This is a genomic window from Streptomyces sp. cg40, from assembly GCF_050320165.1.
Lineage (GTDB): Bacteria > Actinomycetota > Actinomycetes > Streptomycetales > Streptomycetaceae > Streptomyces > Streptomyces hokutonensis.
The window spans coordinates 4,555,052-4,581,020 of sequence record NZ_CP190128.1 but is presented as its reverse complement, the minus strand read 5'-3'; the positions used below and the strand labels follow the sequence as shown (position 1 = coordinate 4,581,020).

Annotated in this window: 23 protein-coding genes and 1 tRNA gene; 10 read left to right on the top strand and 14 right to left on the bottom strand. The window is 70.6% G+C overall.

What is annotated here, in order from left to right:
- Nucleotides 1-11: 11 nt before the first annotated feature.
- A complete protein-coding gene (locus tag ACQHII_RS20145) occupies nucleotides 12-881 on the top strand; it encodes a winged helix-turn-helix domain-containing protein (RefSeq protein ID WP_427920599.1) in 870 nt (289 codons plus the stop codon).
- A gap of 128 nt (nucleotides 882-1,009) precedes the next feature.
- Nucleotides 1,010-2,287: an aminoglycoside phosphotransferase family protein gene (locus tag ACQHII_RS20140; protein WP_427920598.1), complete on the top strand. Its 1,278-nt coding sequence runs from the start codon at nucleotides 1,010-1,012 to the stop codon at nucleotides 2,285-2,287.
- Nucleotides 2,288-2,339: 52 nt separating this feature from the next.
- Here ACQHII_RS20140 and ACQHII_RS20135 read toward each other — a convergent pair whose 3' ends face one another.
- On the bottom strand, nucleotides 2,340-2,795 hold the full coding sequence (locus ACQHII_RS20135; protein ID WP_427920597.1) for a GNAT family N-acetyltransferase: 456 nt from the start codon (nucleotides 2,793-2,795) through the stop codon (nucleotides 2,340-2,342).
- A 261-nt stretch (nucleotides 2,796-3,056) separates the two neighbouring features.
- Between ACQHII_RS20135 and ACQHII_RS20130 the strand changes: the two genes are divergently transcribed.
- Entirely contained in the window at nucleotides 3,057-3,824 is a 768-nt protein-coding gene (locus ACQHII_RS20130) for a LuxR C-terminal-related transcriptional regulator (protein WP_019066623.1), read from the top strand.
- On the opposite strand, the gene tamR is transcribed toward ACQHII_RS20130, so the two are convergent.
- Nucleotides 3,783-4,280, bottom strand: a complete 498-nt coding sequence (gene tamR / locus ACQHII_RS20125) for a MarR family transcriptional regulator TamR (RefSeq protein ID WP_019066624.1) — start codon at nucleotides 4,278-4,280, stop codon at nucleotides 3,783-3,785. The two genes, ACQHII_RS20130 and tamR, sit on opposite strands and share 42 nt — an antisense overlap.
- Before the next feature lie 104 nt (nucleotides 4,281-4,384).
- Between tamR and ACQHII_RS20120 the strand changes: the two genes are divergently transcribed.
- Together ACQHII_RS20120 and ACQHII_RS20115 are read left to right on the top strand one after the other, a co-directional pair.
- A complete protein-coding gene (locus ACQHII_RS20120; protein WP_427920596.1) occupies nucleotides 4,385-5,191 on the top strand; it encodes a trans-aconitate 2-methyltransferase in 807 nt (268 codons plus the stop codon).
- 3 nt (nucleotides 5,192-5,194) lie between these two features.
- Nucleotides 5,195-5,557 (top strand): glyoxalase, encoded by a 363-nt coding sequence (locus ACQHII_RS20115; RefSeq protein WP_427920595.1) that lies wholly within the window; start codon nucleotides 5,195-5,197, stop codon nucleotides 5,555-5,557.
- On the opposite strand, the gene ACQHII_RS20110 is transcribed toward ACQHII_RS20115, so the two are convergent.
- Together ACQHII_RS20110 and ACQHII_RS20105 are read right to left on the bottom strand one after the other, a co-directional pair.
- Complete coding sequence (locus tag ACQHII_RS20110; RefSeq protein ID WP_200714921.1) at nucleotides 5,554-6,231, bottom strand: TetR/AcrR family transcriptional regulator; 678 nt, start codon at nucleotides 6,229-6,231, stop codon at nucleotides 5,554-5,556. The two genes, ACQHII_RS20115 and ACQHII_RS20110, sit on opposite strands and share 4 nt — an antisense overlap.
- The gene (locus ACQHII_RS20105) at nucleotides 6,228-7,244 is read right to left on the bottom strand and encodes an acyl-CoA desaturase (RefSeq protein ID WP_427920594.1); all 1,017 of its coding nucleotides are present in this window, start codon (nucleotides 7,242-7,244) and stop codon (nucleotides 6,228-6,230) included. The genes ACQHII_RS20110 and ACQHII_RS20105 overlap by 4 nt, the downstream gene beginning before the upstream one ends.
- Nucleotides 7,245-7,548: 304 nt before the next feature.
- On the opposite strand from ACQHII_RS20105, the gene ppc reads away from it, so the two are divergent.
- Nucleotides 7,549-10,281, top strand: a complete 2,733-nt coding sequence (ppc, locus tag ACQHII_RS20100; protein ID WP_427920593.1) for a phosphoenolpyruvate carboxylase — start codon at nucleotides 7,549-7,551, stop codon at nucleotides 10,279-10,281.
- 65 nt (nucleotides 10,282-10,346) lie between these two features.
- Here the strand turns inward: ppc and ACQHII_RS20095 are convergent, their stop codons facing one another.
- The 6 genes from ACQHII_RS20095 to ACQHII_RS20070 all read right to left on the bottom strand — a co-directional run bounded on the left by ACQHII_RS20095 (nucleotide 10,347) and on the right by ACQHII_RS20070 (nucleotide 15,084).
- The gene (locus ACQHII_RS20095; protein ID WP_427920592.1) at nucleotides 10,347-10,793 is read right to left on the bottom strand and encodes a hypothetical protein; all 447 of its coding nucleotides are present in this window, start codon (nucleotides 10,791-10,793) and stop codon (nucleotides 10,347-10,349) included.
- Between the two features lie 81 nt (nucleotides 10,794-10,874).
- Nucleotides 10,875-11,477 carry an aminoacyl-tRNA hydrolase gene (gene pth, locus ACQHII_RS20090; protein WP_427920591.1) on the bottom strand — a complete coding sequence of 201 codons (603 nt, stop codon included), beginning with the start codon at nucleotides 11,475-11,477 and terminating at the stop codon, nucleotides 10,875-10,877.
- Nucleotides 11,478-11,577: 100 nt separating this feature from the next.
- Nucleotides 11,578-12,162, bottom strand: coding sequence for a 50S ribosomal protein L25/general stress protein Ctc (locus ACQHII_RS20085; protein ID WP_388102323.1), 585 nt, complete (start codon nucleotides 12,160-12,162; stop codon nucleotides 11,578-11,580).
- 181 nt (nucleotides 12,163-12,343) lie between these two features.
- Nucleotides 12,344-13,324: a ribose-phosphate diphosphokinase gene (locus ACQHII_RS20080; RefSeq protein ID WP_427920590.1), complete on the bottom strand. Its 981-nt coding sequence runs from the start codon at nucleotides 13,322-13,324 to the stop codon at nucleotides 12,344-12,346.
- Between the two features lie 77 nt (nucleotides 13,325-13,401).
- Nucleotides 13,402-14,847: a bifunctional UDP-N-acetylglucosamine diphosphorylase/glucosamine-1-phosphate N-acetyltransferase GlmU gene (gene glmU / locus ACQHII_RS20075; protein WP_427920589.1), complete on the bottom strand. Its 1,446-nt coding sequence runs from the start codon at nucleotides 14,845-14,847 to the stop codon at nucleotides 13,402-13,404.
- A 165-nt stretch (nucleotides 14,848-15,012) separates the two neighbouring features.
- Nucleotides 15,013-15,084: transfer RNA gene (locus ACQHII_RS20070), tRNA-Gln, on the bottom strand.
- 194 nt (nucleotides 15,085-15,278) lie between these two features.
- Here ACQHII_RS20070 and ACQHII_RS20065 point away from each other — a divergent pair.
- Nucleotides 15,279-16,613, top strand: coding sequence for a sensor histidine kinase (locus ACQHII_RS20065; protein WP_427920588.1), 1,335 nt, complete (start codon nucleotides 15,279-15,281; stop codon nucleotides 16,611-16,613).
- A gap of 199 nt (nucleotides 16,614-16,812) precedes the next feature.
- On the opposite strand, the gene ACQHII_RS20060 is transcribed toward ACQHII_RS20065, so the two are convergent.
- Together ACQHII_RS20060 and ACQHII_RS20055 are read right to left on the bottom strand one after the other, a co-directional pair.
- On the bottom strand, nucleotides 16,813-17,313 hold the full coding sequence (locus ACQHII_RS20060; RefSeq protein WP_427920587.1) for an SUKH-3 domain-containing protein: 501 nt from the start codon (nucleotides 17,311-17,313) through the stop codon (nucleotides 16,813-16,815).
- A gap of 70 nt (nucleotides 17,314-17,383) precedes the next feature.
- Nucleotides 17,384-17,923 (bottom strand): YwqJ-related putative deaminase, encoded by a 540-nt coding sequence (locus ACQHII_RS20055; protein WP_427920586.1) that lies wholly within the window; start codon nucleotides 17,921-17,923, stop codon nucleotides 17,384-17,386.
- 338 nt (nucleotides 17,924-18,261) lie between these two features.
- Between ACQHII_RS20055 and ACQHII_RS20050 the strand changes: the two genes are divergently transcribed.
- The 3 genes from ACQHII_RS20050 (at nucleotide 18,262) to ACQHII_RS20040 (ending at nucleotide 23,460) form a co-directional block, all read left to right on the top strand.
- A complete protein-coding gene (locus ACQHII_RS20050) occupies nucleotides 18,262-19,260 on the top strand; it encodes an SMI1/KNR4 family protein (RefSeq protein WP_427920585.1) in 999 nt (332 codons plus the stop codon).
- A gap of 8 nt (nucleotides 19,261-19,268) precedes the next feature.
- Complete coding sequence (locus tag ACQHII_RS20045; RefSeq protein ID WP_427920584.1) at nucleotides 19,269-22,388, top strand: SUKH-4 family immunity protein; 3,120 nt, start codon at nucleotides 19,269-19,271, stop codon at nucleotides 22,386-22,388.
- 184 nt (nucleotides 22,389-22,572) lie between these two features.
- Nucleotides 22,573-23,460 (top strand): cellulose-binding protein, encoded by an 888-nt coding sequence (locus tag ACQHII_RS20040; protein ID WP_427920583.1) that lies wholly within the window; start codon nucleotides 22,573-22,575, stop codon nucleotides 23,458-23,460.
- 69 nt (nucleotides 23,461-23,529) lie between these two features.
- Here the strand turns inward: ACQHII_RS20040 and ACQHII_RS20035 are convergent, their stop codons facing one another.
- Together ACQHII_RS20035 and ACQHII_RS20030 are read right to left on the bottom strand one after the other, a co-directional pair.
- Nucleotides 23,530-24,114, bottom strand: a complete 585-nt coding sequence (locus ACQHII_RS20035; protein WP_427920582.1) for a hypothetical protein — start codon at nucleotides 24,112-24,114, stop codon at nucleotides 23,530-23,532.
- Entirely contained in the window at nucleotides 24,111-25,820 is a 1,710-nt protein-coding gene (locus tag ACQHII_RS20030) for a PHP domain-containing protein (RefSeq protein WP_427920581.1), read from the bottom strand. The genes ACQHII_RS20035 and ACQHII_RS20030 overlap by 4 nt, the downstream gene beginning before the upstream one ends.
- Between the last annotated feature and the right edge of the window lie 149 nt (nucleotides 25,821-25,969).

Genomic DNA, 25,969 nt, shown 5'->3' with positions numbered 1-25,969 from the left:
ACGGTCGTTGTGTGAGTGACGACGGACGCGACGAGGTCGGCGGAGCGGTCGAGAGAGTGCTTATGGAGCTGCGTCGCCGCATCCTGGCCCAGGAGTACCCGGAGGGCGGCATGCTGCCGTCACAGCGAGAACTGGCCACCTCGTTCGGTGTCTCCCGGGACACCGTGCAGCGCGCCCTGCGGGAGCTGAGTGCGGAGGGATGGATCAAGTCCCGTCAGGGCAGCGGTTCGCGCGTCATCAAGGCCTCGCAGACCCCTTTCGCAGCGGACGGCGCCGCCCGGATGCGGAAGGCGGAGATGGGCTGGTTCGTTGAGCGGGTCTTTGCTCAGGAAGAGGTGCGGCTCGACGTCTACTGCTTGACGTCCGAATCGCTCGACCTTTATCTCCGCCTCCAGACGGAACGTGTTCGGGATGGTTCGGTCGCCGCGCCGGAAAAGATCAGATTGCGGATGATGCTTCCGGCCAGGGACATGTCGCTGCCCGTCCCGCGCAACATCGCTGCACCAGATGACAAGAGGGTGGTGGAGCGTCTGTTGGGAATCTCCGACCGCTGTCTGTCGTCTCTGGAGGACACCCTGCAGAATCTCCGGGCGTATGGCCCGGTCCAGGAGATCGACTTCGAGGTCAGGCGCGTTCCCGTGGCACCCATGTTCAAGTTGTTCCTGCTCAACGAGACGGAGTCCTTCCAAGCCATGTACAAGCTGGCCCGGCGGCGCATCCTGCTGGGCGGGATGGAAGAGGTGGACGCGATCGACATCCTCAGCGTCGGCGCCACCGGTACCTACTTCGACAAAGGCGACGAAGTGGACGACGCGCAGGCTGCCTGGGTGAAGAACCAGCAGGACTGGTTCGATTCGCTGTGGGAGTACCTCGCCACGTGACACCCATGGGCATCGCGAGTGGCTGAAATGCACTCACGAACGCCTGCTTCACACTATGCTCCAGAGGTTTTCCAACCCTCGAGCAGCCTGCGGGAGCACCCCGGCTTCAGGTGTCTCCCAGGAGTGAAGTGTCCATCGAAGTCGATGCCAGCGACGAGTTCGTGCAACTGGCCCAGAACATTGGCACCGAGAGCCGCGGCCACCACAATCGCAACTATGTGCTGCCCCTCACCGAAGCCATGGCCCGACTCTGTGGGGGCGAACCCGGCACTCACGTGCTCGTGCGCGTTCCGAGGCCGGAGGCCGTCCCGGTAGTGATCAGAACGTGGTCCGAAGCGCAGCTGCTGCGCTCGCTCAGAGGCGTGCTGCCCAACGTTCCACAATGCCTGGCCAGTACAGCCACGGCGACTGTGCTCAGCTACGTGGAGGGCGAGCCACTGTCCGCTGTGTGCCCGGACGGGAAGCGCGTGAAGCAGTCGTGGATCTCGGCCATGGTCGAAATCCTCGCCCAGACAGCTGCGCTAGGCCGGAAAGAGCTACCGGCGCTGCCTGACGACTGGCCTCGTTACGGTTCGGACAGTCGGGGTTACCTGGCCGCTCTTACGCAGTTGGCCGACCGTCAGATCCGCCGACCCAGCTGGTCGGTGTACGGCGGCCTGTTCAGCCAGCTGGGAGTTCCGGAGGACGTGCTGGCCCAAATGGCCCAGAAGGTACCGGTCATGGCCCCCCGTCCCTGCGGCTTGCTTCACGGGGACTTGCATCGCGACAACATTGTCCTCACGACCGACTCCCGTGTAATCGCTGTCGACTGGGAGCTTGCCACGTACGGCGACCCTCTCTACGACCTGGCAACGCACCTGGTCCGCATGCGTTACCCGGAAAAGCAGCACAAAGACGTGATCGACTCATGGGCCGAAGCCATGGAGTCGACCGCGCCGGCCGCGGTCAAGGGTATGGAAAAGGATCTGCCGTACTACCTTGCCTTCGAACGGGCCCAGTCGGTCTTTCCCGATGTCATAAGAGCCGCGCGATCACTGCGGCAGGGCTCGCAGCGGAAACGTTTGTGGGACGGCCTCCTGTACAAGGCTGAGGCGGCGGTGTGGCACGCACTCCAAGCCGGCGCGCAGCCTCTTGGCCTGCGGGATCTTCCCAGCCGGGCCAAGGTGCGCGACGTTCTGCACCGGTGGCAGACAGCGGGCTCTGAAGGACTGGGACAGACCGGGGAACGATATCCCCAACCACACCCGTCCCGTGGAAGTCTGTCCCGCAGCCTGAAGGCATTCCGCTTGGTCTTCTCGGATGCGGGCGGGGAGACGCGTGGCGTGGGGGCCATCGGTATGCATCCTGCACCGGATTCTTCCCAAGAGCACGACAACAGGCACCTGGTGACGGAGCGTACGGGTTGAGGCGAGTCACCGAGCAGGCCGAGGACGGCCACACGGCACGGCAGCCGTTCGCTCACCCCAACCGCTTCGTCAACGTGTACTCCGTAACCCCCGGCGGATAGTCCGGGATCACGCACACCACCTCGTACCCCTGCTTCTTGTAGAAGTCCGGTGCCTGGAAGTCCCACGTCTCCAGGCGGGCCGCCACACAGCCGCGCTCCTCGCGGGCGATGCGCTCCGCCCGCGCGAGCAGACGGGAGCCGAGCCCCGTCCCCCGGTGTCGGGCGTCCACCCACAGATAGGTCACGTGGAGCCAGTCCGCCCACGTGTGGCAGACCGCTCCGCCCGCCAGGTCGCCCGTGTCGTCCAACGCCCAGACCTGAAGGGGAACTTCACGTTCGCGAGGGGTTCCGCGCAGGGCCCGTAGGGCCGGGGACGCGGCCGTGTTGGTTTCGAGCAGGCGGGCGCGGAGCAGATCGCGTCGCTCTCTGTCGACTTCCGTCTCAATACGAAACATGCGGCTCACCATAAACGGGCCGGACAGTCAGTTCTGCAAATTAGCTTCCGCTGCTGCGCCCCAGCCGTACCCTGTGAACAGCACCGGTGGGGGCCGGTGCTGATCAGGGGGCGAGACAAGTCGGGTACGACGCCCGATGTGGGGGTAGCAGTTTCTGCACGGCGGCGGCCGTGCGGCTTCGGCCGCTCCCGGGCGTCGTACCCGCAACCAACGCTTCGTCTCCCGACGATGAGGTATCCCCTGCTCCACCAGGAGCCTGGGGAAGGGGGTTTCGTGGTTCGCATCCGAGTCCTGGTCGTCGACGACCATCGCATCTTCGCCGAGTCGCTCGCCGCGGCACTGGCGGCCGAGCCCGATGTCGACGTGTCCGCGGCCGGCAGTGGTCCCGCCGCGCTGCGCAGCATGGAGCGCGCCAACGCCGAGGGCCGCAGATTCGACGTCCTGCTGGTCGACGCAGACCTGGGCGGCAATGTGCAGGGCATCCGGCCCGCCGTGCCCGTGCAGGCGGGCAACGAGGACGGGCTGGTGGACGGGATCTCCCTGGTCGCCGGGGTCCGTTCCGCCCAGCCGAGCGTACGGATGGTCGTCCTGGCGGAGAAGGACGACCCGCGCCGGGCCGCGCTGGCGCTTCAGGCCGGGGCCTCCGGCTGGGTCGCCAAGGACTGTTCGCTGTCCAGGCTTTTAACCGTCATCCGAGGTGTCCTGCGCGACGAGACGCATCTGCCGCCGGCCCTGCTGACCGGGGTCCTGCGCGAGTTGACGGCCGCGCGCAAGCACCGCACCGAGAGCGAGCGCCTGGTGGAGTCGCTGACTCCGCGGGAGCGCGAGGTGCTGCGCTGCATGGTGGCGGGGCTGGGGCGGAAGGCCGTCGCCGAGCGGCTGTTCCTTTCCCCGCACACAGTCCGGACGCATATGCAAAACGTGCTCGGCAAGTTGGGGGTGCACTCGACTCTCGCGGCCGTGGCTCTTGCCCGGCGCGCCGGGGTCGGGCCCGTCGACCTAGCCGGGGATGTTGTCGAACGGGGCGGTCAACTGGCGTAGCAGTCCCGCCAGTTCGCCCCGCTGGGCGCGGGAGAGTTCCGCGAGGATCGCGCGCTCCTGCGCCAGCAGTCCGGCCAGGGCCTGGTCCGCGCGGTCCTGGCCCTCCTCGGTGAGCCGGACCAGCACGCCCCGGCGGTCGCTGGGGTCGGGGAGCCGTTCGACCAGGCCCTTCTTCGCCAGCCGGTCGATACGGTTCGTCATCGTGCCCGACGTGACCAGGGTCTGCGTCAGCAGCTGGCCGGGGGAGAGCTGGTAGGGGCTGCCCGCGCGCCTGAGCGCCGTCAGCACGTCGAACTCCCAGGGCTCCAGGCTGTGCTCGGCGAACGCCAGCCTGCGGGCCCGGTCCAGGTGTCGGGCCAGCCTGCTCACCCGGCTCAGTACCTCAAGCGGCTCCACGTCGAGGTCCGGGCGCTCCCGGCGCCACGCTGCGACAAGCCGATCGACCTCGTCCTCCATGACGATCAGTGTAGTGGTTGTGTCGACATGAAGTCTCTTGACATCAACTAACTCGTCTCAAAGTCTCTTGACATCGAGATAATTAAAGGGGGAAGGTGGGTGCTATGACGACGACTTGGGACCCTGCCCAGTACCTGCGGCACGCCGGCCACCGCGCCCGCCCGTTCGCCGACCTCCTCGCCCGCGTCACCGACGTCCCCGGCACCCCACCCCGCATCGCCGACCTCGGCTGCGGCCCCGGCAACGTGACCGCCGTCCTCGCCGACCGCTGGCCCACCGCGCACATCACCGGCTACGACAACTCGCCCGAGATGCTGGAGAAGGCCGCAGCCCACGCCGGCCCCACGGCGGGTGGCGGCCGGCTCGACTTCGCCCACGGGGACGCGACGACCTGGGCGCCGGCAGAGCCGTACGACCTGATCGTGTCGAACGCGGCGCTGCAGTGGGTGCCGGGGCATCTGGACCGCTTCGGTGACTGGGTTGCCGCGCTCGTGCCCGGTGGCACCTTCGCTTTCCAGGTCCCGGACAACATCGACGCACCCCTGCACGCCCTGATGCGCGAACTCGCCGCCACCGCCCGCTGGAAGAGCCGGCTCGGGGAGGTCCTCCGGCGCGAGGACTCGGTCCACACGCCCGACGTCTACCTCGACCGCCTGGCCCGCCTCGGCTGCGCGGCGGACGTCTGGCAGACGACGTACCAGCACATCCTGCCCGGCCCCGACCCCGTCCTCGACTGGGTCAAGGGCACCGGCCTGCGTCCCGCCCTCACCGCCCTCGCCGACGATCCGGAGGCACGGGACGCGTTCGTGACGGAGTACCGCGACCTGCTCCGCGAGGCGTATCCGGCGGCCGACTACGGCACGGTGCTGCCGTTCCGGCGGCTGTTCGCGGTGGCCCGTAAGGGGGCGTGAGCGGTGCTCGCGGCCGTGGATCATGTGCAACTGGCGGCCCCGCCGGGCTCTGAGGACGCGCTGCGCGCCTACTACGTCGACACCCTCGGCATGACCGAGATCCCGAAGCCGCCGGTGCTGGCGGCACGGGGCGGGTGCTGGTTCGGGGCGGGGGCGGTCCAGCTCCACCTGGGCATCGAGACCGACTTCCGGCCTTCCTCCAAGGCCCACCCAGGGCTCCGGGTCGTCGGCATCGAGGCGTACGCGGCCCGACTGGAGGCCCACGGGGCGCAGGTCACCTGGGACGAGAACCTGCCCGGACACCGGCGCTTCTACTCGAAGGATCCGGTGGGGAACCGGCTGGAGTTCCTGGAGCCCCGGTCCTAGGCCTTCCGGTGCCCTATCAACCGAGGCTTCGCCTCCAGCCCGTCCAGCCCGTGCCAGGCCAGGTTCACCAGATGGGCCGCCACCTCCGCCTTCTTCGGGCGGCGGACGTCCAGCCACCACTGGCCGGTGAGGGCGACCATGCCGACGAGGGCCTGGGCGTAGAGGGGGGCGAGTTTGGCGTCGAAGCCCCGGCTCTTGAACTCGCGGCCCAGGATGTCCTCGACCTGCGTCGCGATGTCCGAGATCAAGGACGCGAAGGAGCCGGTCGACTGCGGGATGGGGGAGTCGCGGACCAGGATGCGGAAGCCGTCCGTGTACTCCTCGATGTAGTCGAGGAGGGCGAAGGCGGCCTGTTCGCAGAGTTCGCGGGGGTGGCCGGCCGTCAGGGAGCTGGTCACCATGTCGAGAAGGCGGCGCATCTCTCGGTCCACCACCACCGCGTACAGGCCCTCTTTGCCGCCGAAGTGCTCGTAGACCACCGGTTTGGAGACCCCGGCCTTCGCCGCGATCTCCTCCACCGACGTGGCCTCGAAACCCTTCGCCGCGAAGAGCGTGCGACCGACTTCCAGCAGCTGGGCCCGGCGTTCGGCTCCCGTCATCCGGGTGCGGCGCGCGCGCCGGGGCTTCTCGTTGCTCGGGGTGCTGCTGGGATCGGTCGCCACGGCGTCAATCATGCCGCCTCCGCCGACTCCTTCCGGGGTCGAGAGCTGTCCGGACCGGAGATACGGCGCGAATCGATACGCGAGCGTGACGGCCAGCGCACGTCATAGGCCCAGCCGAGCTGCTCGCACCAGCGGATGATCCGCGCCGAGGAGTCGATCTGGCCGCGCATCACACCGTGCCGCGCGGACGTCGGGTCGGCGTGGTGCAGGTTGTGCCAGGACTCGCCGCAGGACAGGACCGCCAGCCACCACACGTTGCCCGAGCGGTCACGCGACTTGAAGGGGCGCTTGCCGACCGCGTGGCAGATCGAGTTGATCGACCACGTGACGTGGTGCAGCAGCGCCACCCGGACGAGCGAACCCCAGAAGAAGCCGGTGAACGCGCCCCACCAGGACATCGTCGCCAGGCCGCCGATCAGCGGGGGCAGCGCGAGCGACAGCATCGTCCAGAAGATGAACTGGCGGGAGATCGCGCGGATCGTCCGGTCCTTGATCAGGTCCGGCGCGTACTTGTCCTGCGGGGTGCGCTCCTCGTCGAACATCCACGCGATGTGCGCCCACCACAGGCCCTTGATCAGCGCGGGCACGGTCTCGCCGTAGCGCCACGGCGAATGCGGGTCGCCCTCCGCGTCGGAGAACTTGTGGTGCTTGCGGTGGTCGGCCACCCAGCGGACCAGCGGGCCCTCGACCGCCATCGACCCGGCGATGGCGATGGCGATCCGCAGCGGGCGCTTCGCCTTGAACGAGCCGTGCGTGAAGTACCGGTGGTAGCCGATCGTCACGCCGTGGCAGCCCAGGTAGTAGAAGAACACCAGCAGGCCGAGGTCCAGCCAGCTCACCCCGCCCCGGCTCCAGGCCAGCGGCACCGCCGCGACCAGCGCCAGGAACGGGACGGTGATGAAGAGGAGGAGTGTCAGCTGTTCCAGCGTCCCCTTTTTCTCGCCGCCGAGGGTGGCGGCGGGCAGCGGGGTGCCGTCGTCGTTCGCCCGCGGGGCGTCGTCGATCACATCGGAGCTCGTGGTCATGGGCGTCCCCTGTGGGGTTCGGAGGTGGAGGCGGAGCGTCGGACGGCGGGAGCCGAGTATGAGTTCACCATGGACTTCCCTACGGTTCCGTAACCTACGGCGACGTAAGTATGGCAGTGCGTCGACCGGTGGACGAAGCCCGTGAGACCGCGCGTCAGAGTGGACACCTATCCTTGGTGTCGGTCGGACAGCGCGGTCCGCTCTGTTTTCTTCCCGGATGTCCGTCCCGTATGCGACAGCCGCCGCGGGACCGCCGTCCGGGTTCCCTCCGGACGAGCTTCAAACACTGCAAGGAGCCGCACCTGTGAGCAGTGCCGACGACCAGGCCACCACGACCAACAACGAGCTGCGCGCCGACATCCGGCGCCTCGGCGACCTGCTGGGCGAGACCCTCGTCCGCCAGGAGGGCCCCGAGCTGCTCGAACTGGTCGAGAAGGTCCGCCGCCTCACCCGGGAGGACGGCGAGGCCGCCGCCGAGCTGCTGCGCGGCACCGAACTGGAGACCGCCGCCAAGCTGGTCCGCGCCTTCTCCACCTACTTCCACCTGGCCAACGTCACCGAGCAGGTGCACCGAGGCCGTGAGCTGCGCGCCCGGCGGGCCGCCGAGGGCGGTCTCCTCGCCAGGACGGCCGACCGCCTCAAGGACGCCGACCCCGACCACCTGCGCGAGACGGTCAGGAACCTGAACGTCCGCCCGGTCTTCACCGCGCACCCCACCGAGGCCGCGCGCCGGTCGGTCCTCAACAAGCTCCGGCGCATCGCCGCGCTCCTGGAGACCCCGGTCATCGCCTCCGACCGCCGCCGCTACGACACCCGGCTGGCCGAGAACATCGACCTCGTGTGGCAGACCGACGAGCTGCGGGTCGTCCGGCCCGAGCCCGCCGACGAGGCCCGTAACGCCATCTACTACCTCGACGAGCTGCACGCGGGCGCCGTAGGGGATGTCCTGGAGGACCTCACCGCCGAGCTGGAGCGCGTCGGCGTCAAGCTGCCCGACGACACCCGTCCGCTCACCTTCGGCACCTGGATCGGCGGCGACCGCGACGGCAACCCGAACGTCACGCCCCAGGTCACCTGGGACGTCCTGATCCTCCAGCACGAGCACGGCATCAACGACGCCCTGGAGACGATCGACGAGCTGCGCGGCTTCCTCTCCAACTCCATCCGCTACACGGGCGCGACCGAGGAACTGCTGGAGTCCCTCCAGGCCGACCTTGAGCTGCTGCCCGAGATCAGCCCCCGCTACAAGCGGCTCAACGCCGAGGAGCCCTACCGGCTCAAGGCCACCTGCATCCGGCAGAAGCTGGAGAACACCAAGAGCCGCCTGGCCAAGGACACCCCGCACCAGCCCGGCCGCGACTACCTCGGCACCGCCGAGCTGCTGCACGACCTCACCCTCATCCAGACCTCCCTGCGCGCCCACCGCGGCGGCCTCTTCGCCGACGGCCGCATGGACCGTACGATCCGCACGCTCGGCGCGTTCGGCCTCCAGCTCGCCACCATGGACGTACGCGAGCACGCGGACGCCCACCACCACGCCCTCGGCCAGCTCTTCGACCGGCTCGGCGAGGAGTCCTGGCGGTACTCGGACATGCCTCGCGAGTACCGCACCAAGCTGCTCGCGAAGGAACTGCGGTCGAGGCGGCCGCTGGCTCCGACGCCCGCGCCCGTCGACGCGGCCGGTGAGAAGACGCTCGGGGTGTTCGAGACCGTCAAGAAGGCCCTCGCCGTGTTCGGGCCCGAGGTCATCGAGTCGTACATCATCTCGATGTGCCAGGGCGCCGACGACGTCTTCGCCGCCGCCGTCCTCGCCCGCGAGGCCGGGCTGATCGACCTGCACGCCGGCTGGGCGAAGGTCGGCATCGTGCCGCTCCTGGAGACGACGGACGAGCTGAAGGCCGCCGACACCATCCTGGAGGACATGCTCTCCGACCCGTCCTACCGGCGGCTCGTGGCGCTGCGCGGGGATGTCCAGGAGGTCATGCTCGGGTACTCGGACTCGTCGAAGTTCGGCGGTATTACGACATCTCAGTGGGAGATCCACCGTGCCCAGCGGCGGCTGCGTGACGTGGCGCACCGGTACGGCGTGCGGCTCCGGCTCTTCCACGGTCGCGGCGGAACGGTCGGCCGCGGTGGCGGCCCCTCGCACGACGCGATCCTCGCGCAGCCGTGGGGCACGCTGGAGGGCGAGATCAAGGTGACCGAGCAGGGCGAGGTCATCTCCGACAAGTACCTGGTGCCGTCGCTGGCGCGCGAGAACCTGGAGCTGACGGTCGCGGCCACGCTCCAGGCCTCCGCCCTGCACACGTCACCCCGTCAGTCCGACGAGGCGCTGGCCCGCTGGGACGCGGCCATGGACGTGGTCAGCGACGCCGCCCACGCGGCCTACCGCAGGCTGGTCGAGGACCCGGACCTGCCGACGTACTTCCTCGCCTCCACGCCGGTGGACCAGCTCGCCGATCTGCACCTGGGCTCGCGGCCCTCCCGCCGCCCCGGCTCGGGCGTCTCGCTCGACGGACTGCGCGCCATCCCGTGGGTGTTCGGCTGGACCCAGTCCCGGCAGATCGTGCCCGGCTGGTACGGCGTGGGGTCAGGGCTGAAGGCGCTGCGCGAGGCGGGCCTGGACACCGTGCTCGACGAGATGCACGAGCAGTGGCACTTCTTCCGCAACTTCATCTCCAACGTGGAGATGACGCTCGCGAAGACCGATCTGCGGATCGCCCAGCACTACGTCGACACCCTCGTCCCGGACGAGCTCAAGCACGTCTTCGACACCATCAGGGCCGAGCACGATCTGACCGTCGCCGAGGTGCTCCGCGTCACCGGTGAGGCCGAACTCCTCGACGCCACCCCGGTGTTGAAGCAGACCTTCACCATCCGGGACGCCTACCTCGACCCGATCTCCTACCTCCAGGTCACCCTCCTCAAGCGCCAGCGCGACGAGGCGGCGGCCGGTGCCGAGCCCGACCCGCTGCTGAGCCGCGCCCTCCTCCTCACCGTCAACGGTGTGGCGGCGGGGCTGCGCAACACCGGCTGAGCAGAGAAACGAAGGGTGCCCCCGAGCTGTCGTAGAAGCTCGGGGGCACTCGTCTTTTCCAGCGGTCAGAGGGCGACGAACGCCGCCGTCAGCAGCGCGATCCCCGACCAGGCCAGTACCCACGCGGGCCGGGTCAGGCGCAGGCCGCCGGCGACCACCACCGAGGCCAGCAGGAGGGCGCCGCCGAGGGGGACCCAGGCGTAGAGGATGCCGGCGGGGCCGGAGCGCATGACCTCGTCGGTGCCGGGCTTCACGACCACCGCGTACGTCCGGCCCTTCTTCACCGCGACCGTGTGCTCGATGACGACCTTGGCGCGGGCGCTCGATCCGGTCGACACCGGAGTGTAGGGACCGGTGCAGGTGTCGTCGCCGCACGCGGTGACCTCGATGGTGCCGCTCTCGCGGCCCTTGGTCAGCATCACGTTGTGCGCGGTGGGCCAGGAGCCCCAGACCCCGGCGATCAGGATCAGCAGGGCGACCGTGCCCATCGCCGCGAGCCGTCCGAAGTTCATGGCCGGGATCATTGGCCATAGCCGCACACGCGGTCAACTCCCGCGAGGGACAAGAGGGTTAATCCGGGCAAGTCGGACGGCTCAGGAGTTGTACGCGCTCTGCGCCCGCTCCAGGCCCTCGCTCACCAGGCACTCCACCGAGTCGGTGGCGCGGTCCACCAGGAAGTCGAGTTCCTTGCGCTCGGTGGACGAGAAGTCCTTCAGCACGAAGTCCGCCACCTGCATACGGCCCGGCGGGCGCCCGATGCCGAAGCGCACCCGGTGGTAGTCCGGGCCCATGGCCTTCGTCATCGACTTCAGCCCGTTGTGGCCGTTGTCGCCGCCGCCGAGCTTGAGGCGGAGGGTGCCGTAGTCGATGTCCAGCTCGTCGTGCACGGCGACGATGTTCGCGACGGGCACCTTGTAGAAGTCGCGCAGCGCGTTGACCGGGCCGCCCGAGAGGTTCATGTACGACATCGGCTTCACCAGTACGACCCGGCGGCTCGCCGGACCCGGTGCGCCGAGCCGGCCCTCCAGGACCTGCGCCTGCGCCTTGCCGGCCCGCTTGAACTTCCCGCCGATCCGCTCCGCGAGGAGGTCGGCCACCATGAAGCCCGCGTTGTGCCGGTTGGCGGCGTACTCGGGGCCGGGATTGCCGAGGCCCACGATCAGCCAGGGGGCGTTCGCGTCGGTCGTCACGTCCATGTCTCCTTGCTGTGTTTTCCCGGGGCAGCCCCCGGACCCCCGAGCAGCCAGCCGCTGCCCCCGGTGGGAACAGCGGCTGACACAGCGATGAAGGTGAGGATCAGGCCTCGGTGGCCTCGGCCTCGCCGTCGGCGGGCGCCTCTTCCGCCTGGGCGGCCAGCACCTGGAGGACGACCGCGTCCTCGTCGATGGCCAGCGTGGTGCCCTTGGGCAGCGGGATGTCCTTGGCGGCGATGGAGGCGCCGGCCTCCAGGCCCGCGATGGACACGGTGACCGACTCGGGGATGTGCGTGGCCTCGGCCTCGACGGTGATCGTGCTGAGCACGTGCTCCAGCAGGAAGGAGCCCGGGGCCAGCTCGCCCTCGGTGTGGACGTAGACCTCGACGGTGACCTTCTCGCCGCTCTTCACGGTGAGCAGGTCGACGTGCTCCAGGAAGCCCTTGATGGCGTCGCGCTGGACGGCCTTCGGGATGGCGAGCTGGGTCTTGCCCTCGATGTCCAGGGTCAGCAGGACGTTCGGGGTACGCAGGGCGAGCTGGAGCTCGTGGCCCGGCAGCGTGACGTGCAGCGGGTCCACACCGTGGCCGTAGACCACGGCGGGAACCTTCTTCTCGCGGCGGATACGGCGGGCGGCACCCTTGCCGAACTCGGTGCGGGTCTCGGCGGTGAGCTTGACGTCGGCCATGGTCACTCCTCGTAGATAAGTCGGGGAAGGTGGTCACCCGGCCGAACATCGGCCTGCTACGAAGAGCGCGTCGATAACGGACCGCCGCACCTGGATATCGGTACGGCCTCCCTCGCCGAGCAACTTGGGCAGCTTACTCGGCGGGGAGGCCGTATCAGAAATCGATCTACGACCCTTGGGGTCAGTGTTCGTCGAAGAGGCTGGTGACCGAGCCGTCCTCGAAGACCTCTCGGACCGCGCTGGCGATGGTCGGGGCGATCGACAGGACCGTGATCTTGTCGAGGTCGGCGCCGAGTTCACCGGGGGTGGGGAGCGTGTCGGTGAGGACGAACTCGCTGACGCGGGAGTTCTTCAGGCGGTCGGCCGCGGGGCCGGAGAGCACGCCGTGGGTGGCCGTCACGATGACGTCCTCCGCGCCGTGCGCGAACAGCGCGTCCGCCGCGGCGCAGATCGTGCCGCCGGTGTCGATCATGTCGTCGACCAGGACGCAGACGCGGCCCTTGACCTCGCCGACCACCTCGTGGACGGTCACCTGGTTCGCCACGTCCTTGTCGCGCCGCTTGTGCACGATCGCCAGCGGCGCGCCGAGGCGGTCGCACCAGCGGTCGGCGACGCGCACGCGGCCGGCGTCCGGGGAGACGACGGTCAGCTTGCTGCGGTCGACCTTGCCGCCTACGTAGTCCGCGAGGAGCGGGAGGGCGAAGAGGTGGTCCACCGGGCCGTCGAAGAAGCCCTGGATCTGGTCGGTGTGCAGATCGACGGTGAGGATGCGGTGCGCGCCCGCCGTCTTCATCAGGTCCGCGACCAGGCGGGCCGAGATCGGCTCACGGCCGCGGTGCTTCTTGTCCTGGCGGGCATAGCCGTAGAACGGCACGATCACCGTGATGGAGCGGGCCGACGCGCGTTTCAGGGCGTCGATCATGATCAGCTGCTCCATGACCCACTGGTTGATCGGGGCCGTGTGGCTCTGGATCACGAAACAGTCCGCGCCGCGCACCGACTCCTCGAAGCGGACGTAGATCTCGCCGTTCGCGAAGTCGAAGGCCTTGGTCGGGACGACCCCGACACCCAGCTCGTGGGCGACCTCCTTGGCAAGCTCGGGGTGGGCGCGGCCGGAGAAGAACATCATCTTCTTCTCGCCGGTCGTCTTGATCCCGGTCACAGCACTGTCTCCTCAGAGGTCATTCAACTGGGTGTGCGTTTATCACGGTACGCCGTGTTCGACGCGTCCGTTTCCGGTCAGTTCTCGCTCTCGCCCTGGCGGGAAGCAGTTTCCGCGGCCTTCGCCGCCGCGCTTCCGGGGCGCTTGCGCGCCACCCAGCCCTCGATATTCCGCTGCTGGCCACGGGCCACGGCCAGCGAACCGGGCGGCACGTCCTTCGTGATCACGGAGCCGGCGGCGGTGTACGCGCCGTCCCCGACCGTGACAGGTGCCACAAACATATTGTCCGACCCCGTACGGCAGTGCGACCCGACGGTGGTGTGATGTTTTGCCTGTCCGTCGTAGTTGACGAACACGCTGGCGGCCCCGATGTTGCTGTACTCGCCGATCGTCGCGTCACCGACATAGGAGAGGTGCGGGATCTTCGTCCCCTCCCCGATCGTCGCGTTCTTCGTCTCGACGTATGTCCCGATCTTGCCCTTCGCGCCCAGCCGGGTGCCGGGGCGGAGATAGGCGAACGGCCCGACGGACGCCCCCGGGCCGATGTGCGAGCTGACGGCGACGGTGTTGTCGACGCGGGCGCCCGCCTCGACGACGGTGTCCGTCAGCCGGGTGCCCGGGCCGACCTCGGCGCCCTCGCCGATGTGCGTGGTGCCGTGGAGCTGGGTGCCGGGGTGGACGATCGCGTCCTGGTCGAAGGTGACCTCGACGTCGATCCAGGTCGTCGCCGGGTCTACGACGGTGACTCCGCCGAGCATGGCCTCGGTCAGCAGCCGGTCGTTGAGGATGCGGCGGGCCTCGGAGAGCTGCACGCGGTTGTTGATGCCGGCGATCTCGCGGTGGTCGCCCGCGACGGAGGCGCCGACGCGGTGCCCGGCCTCGCGCAGGATGCCGAGGACGTCCGTGAGGTACTCCTCGCCCTGGCTGTTGTCGGTGCGCACCTTGCCGAGGGCGTCGGCGAGCAGCTGGCCGTCGAACGCGAAGACCCCGGAGTTGATCTCCCGGATCGCCCGCTGGGAGTCGGTGGCGTCCTTGTGTTCGACGATCGCGGTCACCGCGCCGGAGGCGCCGTCGCGCACGATCCGGCCGTAGCCGGTGGCGTCCGGGACCTCTGCGGTCAGGACGGTCACCGCGTTGCCGTCGGCGGTGTGGTTCGCGGTGAGCTCGCGCAGGGTCGCGCCGCGGAGGAGGGGGGTGTCGCCGCAGACGACGACGACCGTGCCGTCGATGGTTCCGAGTTCCTCCAGCGCCATCCGTACGGCGTGCCCGGTGCCGTTCTGCTCGGCCTGGACCGCTGTGCGCACTCCGGGGTCCGTCTCGCCGAGGTGGGCGGTCACCTGCTCGCGGGCGTGGCCCACGACGACGACCAGGTTCTCCGGCTCCAACTCGCGGGCGGCGGCCAGCACATGACCGACGAGGGTGCGGCCACAGATCTGGTGCAGGACCTTCGGTGTGGCCGACTTCATACGGGTGCCCTCACCCGCTGCGAGTACGACGACGGCTGCCGGGCGAATGGCGCTCACGGGTATGCCCTTCGGCTTCGGAATGCTGGGGGGTGGACATTCGCAGGATACCGGGGCGTTTCATGGGGGACATGAGAGTGGGCCCTGACAGAGCTGTCAGGGCCCGAAGAGGATTGCTGGGGGAGGGGGTTGATCAGGTGTTGCTCAGTTCGTGGTCTGTTCTTGCTCCCCCGCCAGGACTCGAACCCGGACAAATGGCACCAAAAGCCACGGTGCTGCCAATTACACCACGGGGGATCAAACTCGTTTGAACCGGACATTTAGCCTGGTCGCCGAGTGGGCAACAAACACTATGCCGTACCGGATGCCCTCCGTGCGACGGTACTTCTCCGCGGTGATCGGTTTCGTCATTGTTCGATTACGCGCAGTGGTGTAGGCAACTCGTCGAAACTCGACGGAAAACCGGGGCCCGGCGCCCGTAGGCTGGAGGCATGACCACGACGGGGGAAGAGCACACCACGGGCCGGGGAGGGCCGTGGTGGTGGACAAGGTGGCGTAGTGCGGTACTCGACGTGGGGCTCGCCGCCGGCTCCGCGGCGGAGTGCGGGGCGGAGGGGGTCCGGTTCGCGCACGACGCGGGGGTTCCGGCCGCCGTGGGTGTCGTGTTCGGTGTGCTGGCCGGGTCGACGCTCGTTGTGCGGCGGAAGTGGCCCATCGCCGTGGTGCTGGTGTCCATCGCCATCACTCCGGCCCAGATGGGCTACCTGATGGGCATCGTCGGGCTCTACACGCTTGCCGCGTCCGAGCTGCCGCGCCGGATCATCGGGTCGCTGGCCGGGATGTCCTTCCTCGGCATGCTGATCGTCATGTTCGTGCGGGTGAAGCAGGACACCCAGCGCGGGACCTGGGAACTCGGCGACTGGTTCGTGCCGTTCGCCTCCATTACGACCGCGGTCGGGATGACCGCGCCGCCCGTGCTGCTCGGGATGTACGTGGGTGCCCGGCGGCGGTTGATGGAGAGCCTCCGGGAGCGGGCCGACAGCCTGGAGCGGGAGTTGCAGCTTCTCGCGGAGCGGGCCGAGGAGCGGGCCGAGTGGGCGCGGGGCGAGGAGCGGACGCGGATCGCTCGCGAGATGCACGACGTCGTGGCGCATCGGGTGAGTCTGATGGTCGTGCATGCGGCTGCCTTGCAGGCCGTGGCCCGGAAGGATCCGGAGAAGGCCGTCAAGAACGCGGCGCTCGTGGGGGACATGGGGCGGCAGGCGCTGACCGAGCTGCGGGAGATGCTCGGGGTGCTGCGGAGCGGGGACGGGGTGGGCGCGGGCGCGGGTGCGGGTGCGCGGGAGCGGTCCGCTGTGCCGCTGGTCGCGGTGGGGGTGGCCGCCGCCGCTGCGGCCTCGCGGGTTGTGGACGACGAGGGTGGGGGCGACGGGCCGTGTCTGTCGGACGTGGACGAGTTGCTCGGGCAGTCCGCCGCCGCCGGGATGGCCGTCGATCTGTCCGTGGAGGGTGAGACCCGGTCGTACGCGGCTGAGATCGAGCAGACCGCTTACCGGGTGGTGCAGGAGGCGTTGACCAACGTCCACAAGCACGCGGCCGGTGCGAAGACGCACGTACGGCTCGCGCACCGGGTGTCGGAGATCGCGATGCAGGTCGAGAACGAACCGCCGCCCGAGCCTGCGTCCGCCTCGGCGGCCCGGCTGCCGTCCGGGGGGAACGGGCTGGTCGGGATGCGGGAGCGGGTGCTCGCGTTGGGTGGGGTGTTTGTTTCCGGGCCCACTGATGCCGGTGGGTTTCGGGTTTCGGCGGTTATTCCGGCTGTCTGAGGTCGGGTCGTTCGCCTGCGGTTTGTGGTGGGTCGGTGCCGTGTCGGGGGGTGTCCGTCCTCGGAACGGCGCGGAATCGGTCTCGCAAGAATTTGAGGGTGTTGACGCGCCAACCGCTGCGGGCGGACACCCCCCGACACGTCACCTTCGCGCCGTACGCGGCTGACGGCCGTCCCGGGGTGCCTGCCGTCCGTTCGGCTCAGCCCGCTGTGAGGCGTACCGGCTCCATGCCTGAGACCAGGGCGGTCAGGGCCTGGTCGATGTCCTGGCCCAGGTACCAGTCGCCGGTGTGGTCCAGGGCGTAGACGCGGCCCTCGGCGTCGATGGCCAGGAGGGACTGGGTGTCGGGTTCCTCGCCCAGGGGGCTGACGTCGGTGTCCAGGGCGCGGCCGAGGTCGCCGAGAGTGCGGGCCATGTGGAGGCCGTGCAGCGGGTCCAGGTGGAGGGCGGCGGGGGCGATCTGGCGGCCGGGGCCGGTGGGTGCGATGCGCAGGCCGCCGAACTCGGCCCATGCCTCCACCGCTGCCGGGAACACGGCGTGCTGGTGGCCGGCGGGCGAGGTGTGGTCGCGCAGGGTGTCCGCCCAGATCTCGGCCTGCTTTATGTCCCAGCGGCCGGGCTGCCAGCCGGCGGCGCGCAGGGCGGCGTCGACGGGTACGGCGAAGCGCGTGGAGGAGTGGGAGTGGCGGTCGGGGTGCATCTGCCCTTCGATCGTCGGCGGCGTGGGAGTGGTGCGGTGGTGCTGCGTGGTGGTGAGTGGGGGGTGGGTGTCAGCCGGTTTCCGTCGCGGGGTCCACGATGCGGACGCCGAAGTGGGCGCTGAGGGCTGCGCAGGCCCGGCACGGTGCCGCGAAGCTGCCGTGCAGGGGGTCGCCGTCCTCGCGGATGCGGCGGGCGGTGAGCTTGGCCTGCTTGAGGGTCTTGCGGGCCTCGCCGTTGGTCATCGGCTTGCGCGCGGCGCGCCTGCTGCGCTCGGCGTCGGCGGCGGCGATGTGGCGGGAGATCAGGATCGCCTCGGCGCAGCGGCCGGTGAAACGGTCGCGCTGGGCGCTGGTGAGGGTGTCGAGGAAGTCCTGTACCAGTGGGTGCAGGGCGGGCGGCTGGTCGCCGCGCGCCGCGGTGCCGGTGAGGGTGGTCGCGCCGCGTACGGAGAGGGCGGCGGCGACGGTCGGAAGTATGCCGTCACGGCGGTGGTTGAGGGCGGGTGCGTGCCGTCCCTCGGTGGCGCTCCAGCCGACCCTGGGGTCGCCCGAAGGCCCGGTGTGCGCCCCGGTGTGCGGTCCCGTCTGCGTCGCGTTCATGATCGTCATCCCCTCCCGAGCATCCCCCGGCGGGTCTCAGAGTGCCAAATGCCGTGGCTGGTGCGGAAGCTGGGGCGGTCCGACACGCCAGGGCTTCGGCGGGCTGTCACGGCGGGGTGACGGCAGGTCACGGAAGTGAAGGTCCGGTGAGGGGGGTCGGCGACCGCTGCCGGTGACCCGTGCCGCCGTACCGCATAGGCTGTCCGCACCGCGATCCACGCGGTCGACGCGTGGAGACAGTCGAACGAATACGTCAAGAAGACGAGACAGTCGATACGGGGCACAGTGGGGCGAGTTGGACATTCGCCTGCTGTGAATCGTACTGAATGCCGCAGGGGGCAACCGCCATGACGACAGGTCGGCTCGGGCAGCGAGCCGCGCCACCGAACGCGGCCTACGCCGGGCAGGTCGTGCACTTCCCGGACCCGGTCCGGGCGGCCCGTCACCCGAGAGGGGTGCGGATGGACGAGCACGGCTACCCCGACTTCTCGCCGTACGCGCGCGCCGCGGCCGAGATCGCCGAGCCCCCGGAGGGCTTCGGCGTCGATGAACTGCGCCTGACGGATTATGTGTCGGCGAATGCCGCTTTGGCCGCGTCCGGGCACCAGCTGTGGGACACCGTGCCCGCCGTGGCCACCCCGCACGGCTGGACCTGGCACCACGTGGTCGGCACCCGGCGCCTCGAACTCGTACCCGTCGAGGTGAAGGCGCTGCTGCGCCACCACGGCGGGATCGCCACGGCGGCCGTCGACCACAACAAGCGCGGCACCCGCCCGCTCCAGGAGACCCGCCCCGCGCACTTCGGCCTGCCGAAGTCCTCGCTCGCGGTGACCGAGGCGCAGGTGCAGGGTGTCGAGGAGGACCTCGGCTACCGACTCCCGGGCGCCTACCGGTCGTTCCTCAAGGCGGCCGGCGGGAGCGCGCCCATCGGCACCGCGCTGGACGCCGAGTTGGGTCTCCTGCTCGACCAGCCGTTCTTCACGGTCCGCGACGAGGCGGCCGTCAACGACCTCGTCTACGTCAACAAATGCCTCCGCGACCACCTCACCAAGGACTACCTCGCCGTCGGCTTCGTCCAGGGCGGCCTGCTCGCGGTGAAGGTGAAGGGTGCGGCGCTCGGTTCGGTCTGGTTCTGCGCCTACGACGACGCCCGCGACGTCGACCCGTCCTGGGCGCCGGCCGACCGGGTGGAGCGGCTGTTGCTGCCCGTGGGCGGCGACTTCGACCAGTTCCTGGGCCGACTCGCGGGAAATCCACCGGAGTTGGAGACGGTGGCGAACCTGATGGTGGACGGCGGGTTCGCGCGATCGGTGCCGGTGTCTTCGGCCGCCGCGGTGGGGGAGTGAGCGACACGATGGTGACTTTCGCGCAGGCGCAGGAGCGCGCCGAGGAATGGATCAACGGGGACGTGCCCGCGTACCAGCACCGCGAGGTGCGGGTGAGGGAGTTCGAACTCGGCTTCGTGGCCTGGGCCGAGGACCGCGCCGACGGTCCGCGTTCGGACGGCGGCGGGCAGCGACTGGTCCTCGCCCGCGACAGCGGCGAGGCCACGCTGTGGCCCGCCCTTCCGGTGGGTGAGGTCATCCGCCGCTACGAGGAGGAGTACGGCCGTCCCGACGAGGTCGCCGACGCGGTGCCCGCGGCTCCCGCGCGAGTGGACCTCAACCAGACGTCGTTCCTGCTGAGTCCGCCGGAGTGGTTGCAGGAGGCGGCGGACAAGATCGGGATTCAGGATCGGCGGGGGGCCGGAACGTCGGGTGCGGGTGCGGGGGCGGGTGTTGGGGGCTCGGGCTCGGCTGCGCCTTCGCCCTCGTCGCCGTCGGCCGGTTCGCCTTCGGGGCCGTTGGCGGGCTCGCGTTCTGGTTCGCTGCCGGAGACTCAGGCCGGGGTGCCGGCCGCTTCTGCCTGGCCGGATGCCGGTGGGGGCGCCGAGGCGCCGGGCGCGCCCGGAGTGCCCGCCGGGGCCACGCCGTGGGCGGGGACCGACACCAACGCCGATGCCGGCGAGGACCGTTCGGTACCGCTGCCCGCGACCGTGTTCGCACCGCCGCTGAGCGAGCAGCGCGAGGACGAGACCCCGGCCGACGCCGAGACCGCGCTGATGTCCGGCGGCAGCCAACTCCCGCCCACGGCAGTCGCGTCGGCGCTGGGGGATGGCAACGCCCGTGGGGGAGCGGGTAGTTCACGGGGGCCGGGGGGTGGACCCGGCGGTGGCCCTGGTGCCGCCGGCGGTACGCCGCCGCCTCCGTCGTCGTACGGGTATCCCCAGGGGGCTGGGGCTGGGGCTCAGGCTCCGGGTGGGCCCGGTTCGCAGGGAGCGCCTGGTCCGCAGGGGGCGCCCGGTTCGTCGTCGTACGGGTATCCCCAGGGGCCGGGTGCTCCCGGTGCTCCGGGGGGTTCTGGTGCGTCGCCTTCCGGTGGTCCGCAGGGTGGGCCGGGCGCCGGTTCGTCGTCGTACGGGTACCCGCAAGGGGGGGGTGCTCCCGGTGCTCCCGGCGCGTCGCCCTCGGGCGGTCCGCAGGGTGGGCCGGAGGCCGGTTCGTCGTCGTACGGGTACCCGCAGGGGGCGGGTGCGCCCGGTACGCCCGCTCCCGGTGGTCCGCAGGGTGGGCCCGGGGCCGATCCCTCGGCCTACGGGTATCCCCAGGGGCCGGGCGGTGCGGGGAACGTGCCGCATGCTCCTGGGAGTCCCGGTGCGCCGGGGCGGGGGCTCGCGCCCAACGCCGGGGACATCGCCGACGCGGCCACCAGCAAGGCGGCGCCTCCGCCGCGCCGGGCGCGGAGCGGTGGTTCGAACCCGCCGCCTCCGCCGGGGGCCCCGGGGACGCCGGGTGCGCGACCGGGTGCTTCGCCTGCCGGGCCGCCTCCGCCTCCGCCGCCCGCGGGCGGGTATGTGCCGACGCAGATGGTTCCGGGACTCGGTCCGGACGGGGCGGCCGGTCCGGGTGCCCCCAGTACTCCCGGGGGTCCGCCTCCGGGTGGGGTTCACCAGGCCGCGACGATGTTCGCCGATCCCGGTCAGGGTGGGCCCGCGGGGCCGGGCGCGCCGCAGCCGCCGGGTGCCCCTGGCGTTCCCGGTGCTCCGGGTGCGCCCAAGCCGCCGGGTGCGCCCGGAGCCCCAGGCATGCCCGGTGCCCCGCAACAGCCGCAGGCCCCCGGTGGCCCCGGCACGCCTCCGCCGCCGTACACCCCTGGTACTCCGGGTACCCCTGGTGCTTCCGCCCCGCAGGGCGGTGCTCCCGGTGCCGTGCATCACGCGGAGACCATGCTGGCCGGGCCTCCGGCGGGTGGACCCGGTGCTCCTCCGGCGCCGCAATTCCCGGGCGCGCCCGGTGCGTTGGGCGCTCCGGGGATGCCTCCGGGTGCCCCGCCGCAGCCGATGCCGCCGGGTGCGATGCCGCCGCCCCCGGGACAGCAGGCGCCCGGTCACGGGCACCCCGCGCCCGGTCAGCCGTTCCCCGGTCAGCAGCAGCCCGCCTACGGCTATCCGCAGCAGGGGCAGCCGACCGTGGGACCGGGCTATCAGGCCGTGTTGCGGTACCGCGCGCCGGACGGTTCCGAGCAGCAGGTGATCCGGCGGTCCGCGCCGGGGACACCGCACCCGGAGTGGCAGATCTTCCACGAGCTGCGCGGCCTGAACATCCCGCCGGACCAAGTCCTCGAACTGCACACGGAGTTGGAGTCCTGCGAGCTGCCGGGCGCGTACTGCGCGCGGATGATCCGCGAACAGTGGCCGCAGGCCCGCATCGCCAGCATCGCGCCGTACGGCACGGATCACGCGAGCCGGCAGCAGGGGATGCGTGAACTCATCGCGCACCAGGGCGAGTTGCACCAGGTGGCGGACGGGCCGGCCCGACTCGCCCCGGTGCGGGCGCCGTTGCCGCAGGTGCAGCCGACACCGCCGATCCCGCCGGAGGCGATCGCGCAGGAACTGGCGGGCGCGTTCGGGCCGGGAGTGTTCCGGTTCGAGCAGGCGGCGGTGTCCCGCCAGGGCGTGCCGCCGGTCGTCGCGCACACGCTGGTCGCGGCGGGGCTGCCGATGGACATGGGTCCGTTCTTCTGGGCGCAGGCCCAACCGGGCCGCCCGGTACCGACGTTGGCCGAACTCGCGCAGGAGCGCGGGGTGCGGCCGTCCGCCGACGCGGGCTCCTACCTCGTCATGGGCAGCGACTTCGGCAAGGCGATCTGCGTCCAGTACGGCACGGCCAACATCGTCGCCGTACCCGTGGAGGCGGGGCCGGGCGGTGCCTCCGTACCGCCGCAGTTCGTGAACACGGGGCTGCCCGAGTTCGCGCGCTGTCTGGCGCTGCTCGGCCGGATGTGGCGACTGCGGTACGGGCTCAACCAGGAGCAGGCGGGCCGGTGGACCGTCGACTTCCAGGCGCAGCTCGCCTCGCTGGACCCGGCGGCGCTCGGTTCGCCGGAGAGCTGGTGGTCGGTGCTGCTGGAGCAGATGTGGGACGGGCTGTTGTAGGAGCCGGTCGCTGAGCGAAGCGGAGGGGCGGGGCCTGGTCGGACGACCGGGTCCCGCCCCTTTTTGCATGCGTGATACCCGTGACCCACACCCGGAGTGTCGCGTTATGAACCCTTATGTCTCATCCATCAAGATATGCGCGAAATCATCATTTCGTGTCCGTCGGGTGGAGAGGGGTTCCAGGATGAGCAGCGCATCGGTGTCGCCACGTGGCTTCGTGGCAGTACGGGGGCGCGGCTACCGCCCCGCCCAGGTGGACGCGTACGCGGCCGGGCTCTCGCGGCACCGGGACGCCGCGTGGGAGCGGGCCGCGCGGCTGACCGTACTGGCCAGGGACATGGAGGCGGAGGCCGAGCGGCTGCGCGAGACGGTGGCAGGGCTCGCCCCGCAGACGTACGAGACGCTCGGGGAGCGGGCGCGCCGGCTGTTCCAGCTGGGGGAGGAAGAAGCCGCCGCCGTACGGGAGTCCGCGCGGCGTTCGGCGCGCGAAGAGGTCGCGCGGGCCGAGGTGCGCGCCGCCGGCGTACTCCAGGAAGCGCGGGAACACGCGGACGCGCTCCGCGCGGAGGTGGAGGAACGCGCCCGGCAGCGGCTCCTCGCGGCCCGCGCCGAGGCCGACGACCTCCGGATCGGCGCCCGGCGCGAGGTGAAGGAGGGGCGCACGGAGGCGCTCGCCGCGTTGCGCGAGGTACGGCAGCGCACCGCCGCGATGCTGGGCGAGCAGGCCAAGGAACACGCCGAGCGCTGGGCCGAGGCGGAACGCTCCGCGGAGGAGCGGGCGGCCGCGGTGGACGCCCGGTGCGCCGAGCGGGTGGCCCGTGCGGAGGTGGCGCTCGCCGAGGCTCAACAGGCCTTCGCCGACGCCGAGTTGTCGGACCGGCGGCGGCAGGAGGAGGCGGCCGAGCGGGCGGCCGAGGTGGTCGCGGAGGCGCGGGTGCGGGCGGAGCGGATCGCCCGTGACACGGAACGGGTGCTGCGTGAGCACGGGGAGACGTGGGATGACGTGCAGGCGCACATGGATCACGTGCGGAGCAGTTTGACTGCGCTTACGGGGCGGGCGCCGGCTGAGTGACGGGGGGCGCGGTTGTGGTCGTCTGCGGGCCGGTGGGGGGCTGGTCGCGCAGTTCCCCGCGCCCCTGGGTTAGTTGGTGTGATCGGAGCAACAGGGCGTCGGGTTGGAGACCTCGAAGGGAGCCAGGGTGTTGCCCGCCGCCGGAACCAGGGCCAGCACCAGTCGTCCCTCGCGCCATTCCGGTCGTACGTGATCCTGGGTGTGTACCGGTGTGGCGGGGTCCGGGGCGTCGCCCGATGTGGCGCCCACCACGATCACCCCGTCGATGGCCGTCCGTTCCAGCAGGTCGGCCACGGTGATCGTCCCCGTGAGGTGTTCCGCGCCCGGGAAGAGGACTGCGCGGCCCGAGCGGCGGGCGGTGTGTTCGGTGGCTGCGTGGGCGGCGGCTTCGTGGTTGCCCAGGGGAGTGCTCGGGTCTTCCGCGAGCCGGCGGCGGGCTTCCTCCGCCGATTCGGTGTCCGGCAACTCCAGCGATACGGCCGTCCCCCGGCGCGCGTCCGTCCGGATCAGGTGGGTGCAGGCGACCGTCCCTGGGGGGAGTGCGAGGGTGGCGGCGAGGTCGTGGATGAGGTGGTCGGCCTCGCGGAGGGTCGTCGTGCCGGCGTCCACCCCGAGGACGGGGTGGACGCCGGACGGGTCGTAGGACGTGGTCATGCGGGGAGGACCCACATCGGGTTGGAGTAGAACCAGAGGTCCTTCCACGGGTCGGCGTCGCCGAGGACGTCCATCGCGGGGCCTACGGGGTCTACGGCCGCCCCGCCCGCGCCCACGGCGGAGCGGTTGCCGTCGGTGCCGCGCAGGCGGACGTAGACCGGCTTGTCGAGGCGGCCGAGGGAGTACGTGAGGCGGACGGTGCCGGTGGACTTGTCCACCGCGAAGGACTTGACGACCTTCGTGGTGGGGGTGGAGAAGGTGTCCTTGTCCGCGACCGGTCCCGTGACATCGCCCTGGATGACGTCGACGCGGGCCAACGAGGGCTGGAACTGGGCCCAGTTGGGGCCGTTGGACAGGCTGATGCGGATGACCAGGTCGACCTGGGCGCCGCGGCGGACGTGCAGTGCGCTGCCGAGCGTGACCTCGCGGCCACCGGAGACCAGGCGGGCGTCGAGGCCGCTGATCAGGCCGCCGTGGTCGACCCAGACGCGGCCCGCGCGGATGCCGTCCATGACCGCCTTGTACGAGAAGGAGGCCGCGCCGACGTGCGTGCGGGAGTACTGGCCGGGCCAGAAGTCGGTGTCGGTGAGGCTGATGCCCGTGCCGTAGACGGGGTCCTCGTAGCGGCCGTTGGCGTTGAAGTCGCCGCCCGGGCCGCGCACGGCTGTGTCGGCGTACACGTTGTGGGAGTCGGAGTTGGCGGTGATCCACCAGGGCTTGCCCTCGGCGAGGAGGCTGTCCCACAGGCCGCCGACCGTGGCCGTCATCCAGTCGAAGCCGCCCCAGGTGCGGTAACTCTCCAGCGGGTAACCGGCGAACGAGTCGGCGCTGGGGCTGTTGTCGTAGATGCCGCGTCCGCTGCCCGGGCCGTTCGGCTTGGGGATGCCGCCCGCCTGGTGGCCGGGGGCGCCCTCCATGCCGACCGCGATCGTGGGCTGCGCGTCGCGCCAGCCGCGGATCTCGTGCGGGGAGTCGATGCCCTTGCGCGCCGGGTGGTTGGCGAGGAAGAGCGCGTCCTTGACCTTGCGGCGGCGGACCTGGTCGGCCAGGAAGTTGACACCCGCGATGGCGAGGGCCTCGTTGGCGGGCGAGTTGCCGCTCGCGTTGTTGACGCTGCCGTCGAAGGAGTTCTCGAACTCCTTCAGTACGGCTACCTCGCCTGCGCCGGGGTGCACGAACACCGTGCCGTGCTCGGCGCCCGGGATGTTCCACTCCAGGCCCTGGAAGACGAGGGTGTCGTCGGTCTTGTCACGGGCGTCGACGATGTCCGGATTGACCTTCTCCACACCGATCTTGGCGTGCGCGACACTGCCGTGGTCGGTGATGACCATCCAGTCCAGGCCGTGCGCGTTCGCCTGGCGTACGTGGTCGATGACGCGGTACTTGGCGTCGCTGCTGTACTGCGTGTGGATGTGGTGGTCGCCGGCCAGCCACAGGTAACCGCCGTTGCCCTTCGACGACTTGGCCGGGCTCTGCTGCACCGACGCGGCTGCCTCCCCCGCGCCGGCGAGCACGCTGCCCGCCGCGAGTCCCGCGCCCAGCAGGCCGGTTCGGCGCAGCATGCCTCTTCGCGAGAGCTGACTGGGCGTCAACTCGGCGTCCGGGATGGATGTGTCGAGGGCGGGCGGCAGCGAGCCGGCGTCCCCGTCCGTGTGGTGGTGATGGTGGTGGTGACCGTGGTCGCCGTGACTGTGGCCGTGGCTCATGTTCAACTCCCGCTGAAATGCAGGGACCTTCACGCTCGGACGTGCAGAGTCTGAAAAGGAGCGGTGAACAGTGGGAGTCGGGGTGGTGGTGCGGCAAAGAACGAGTCATGCACGGCTATGGCGCCGGTCACGCGAAGCTTTTTCGTCGG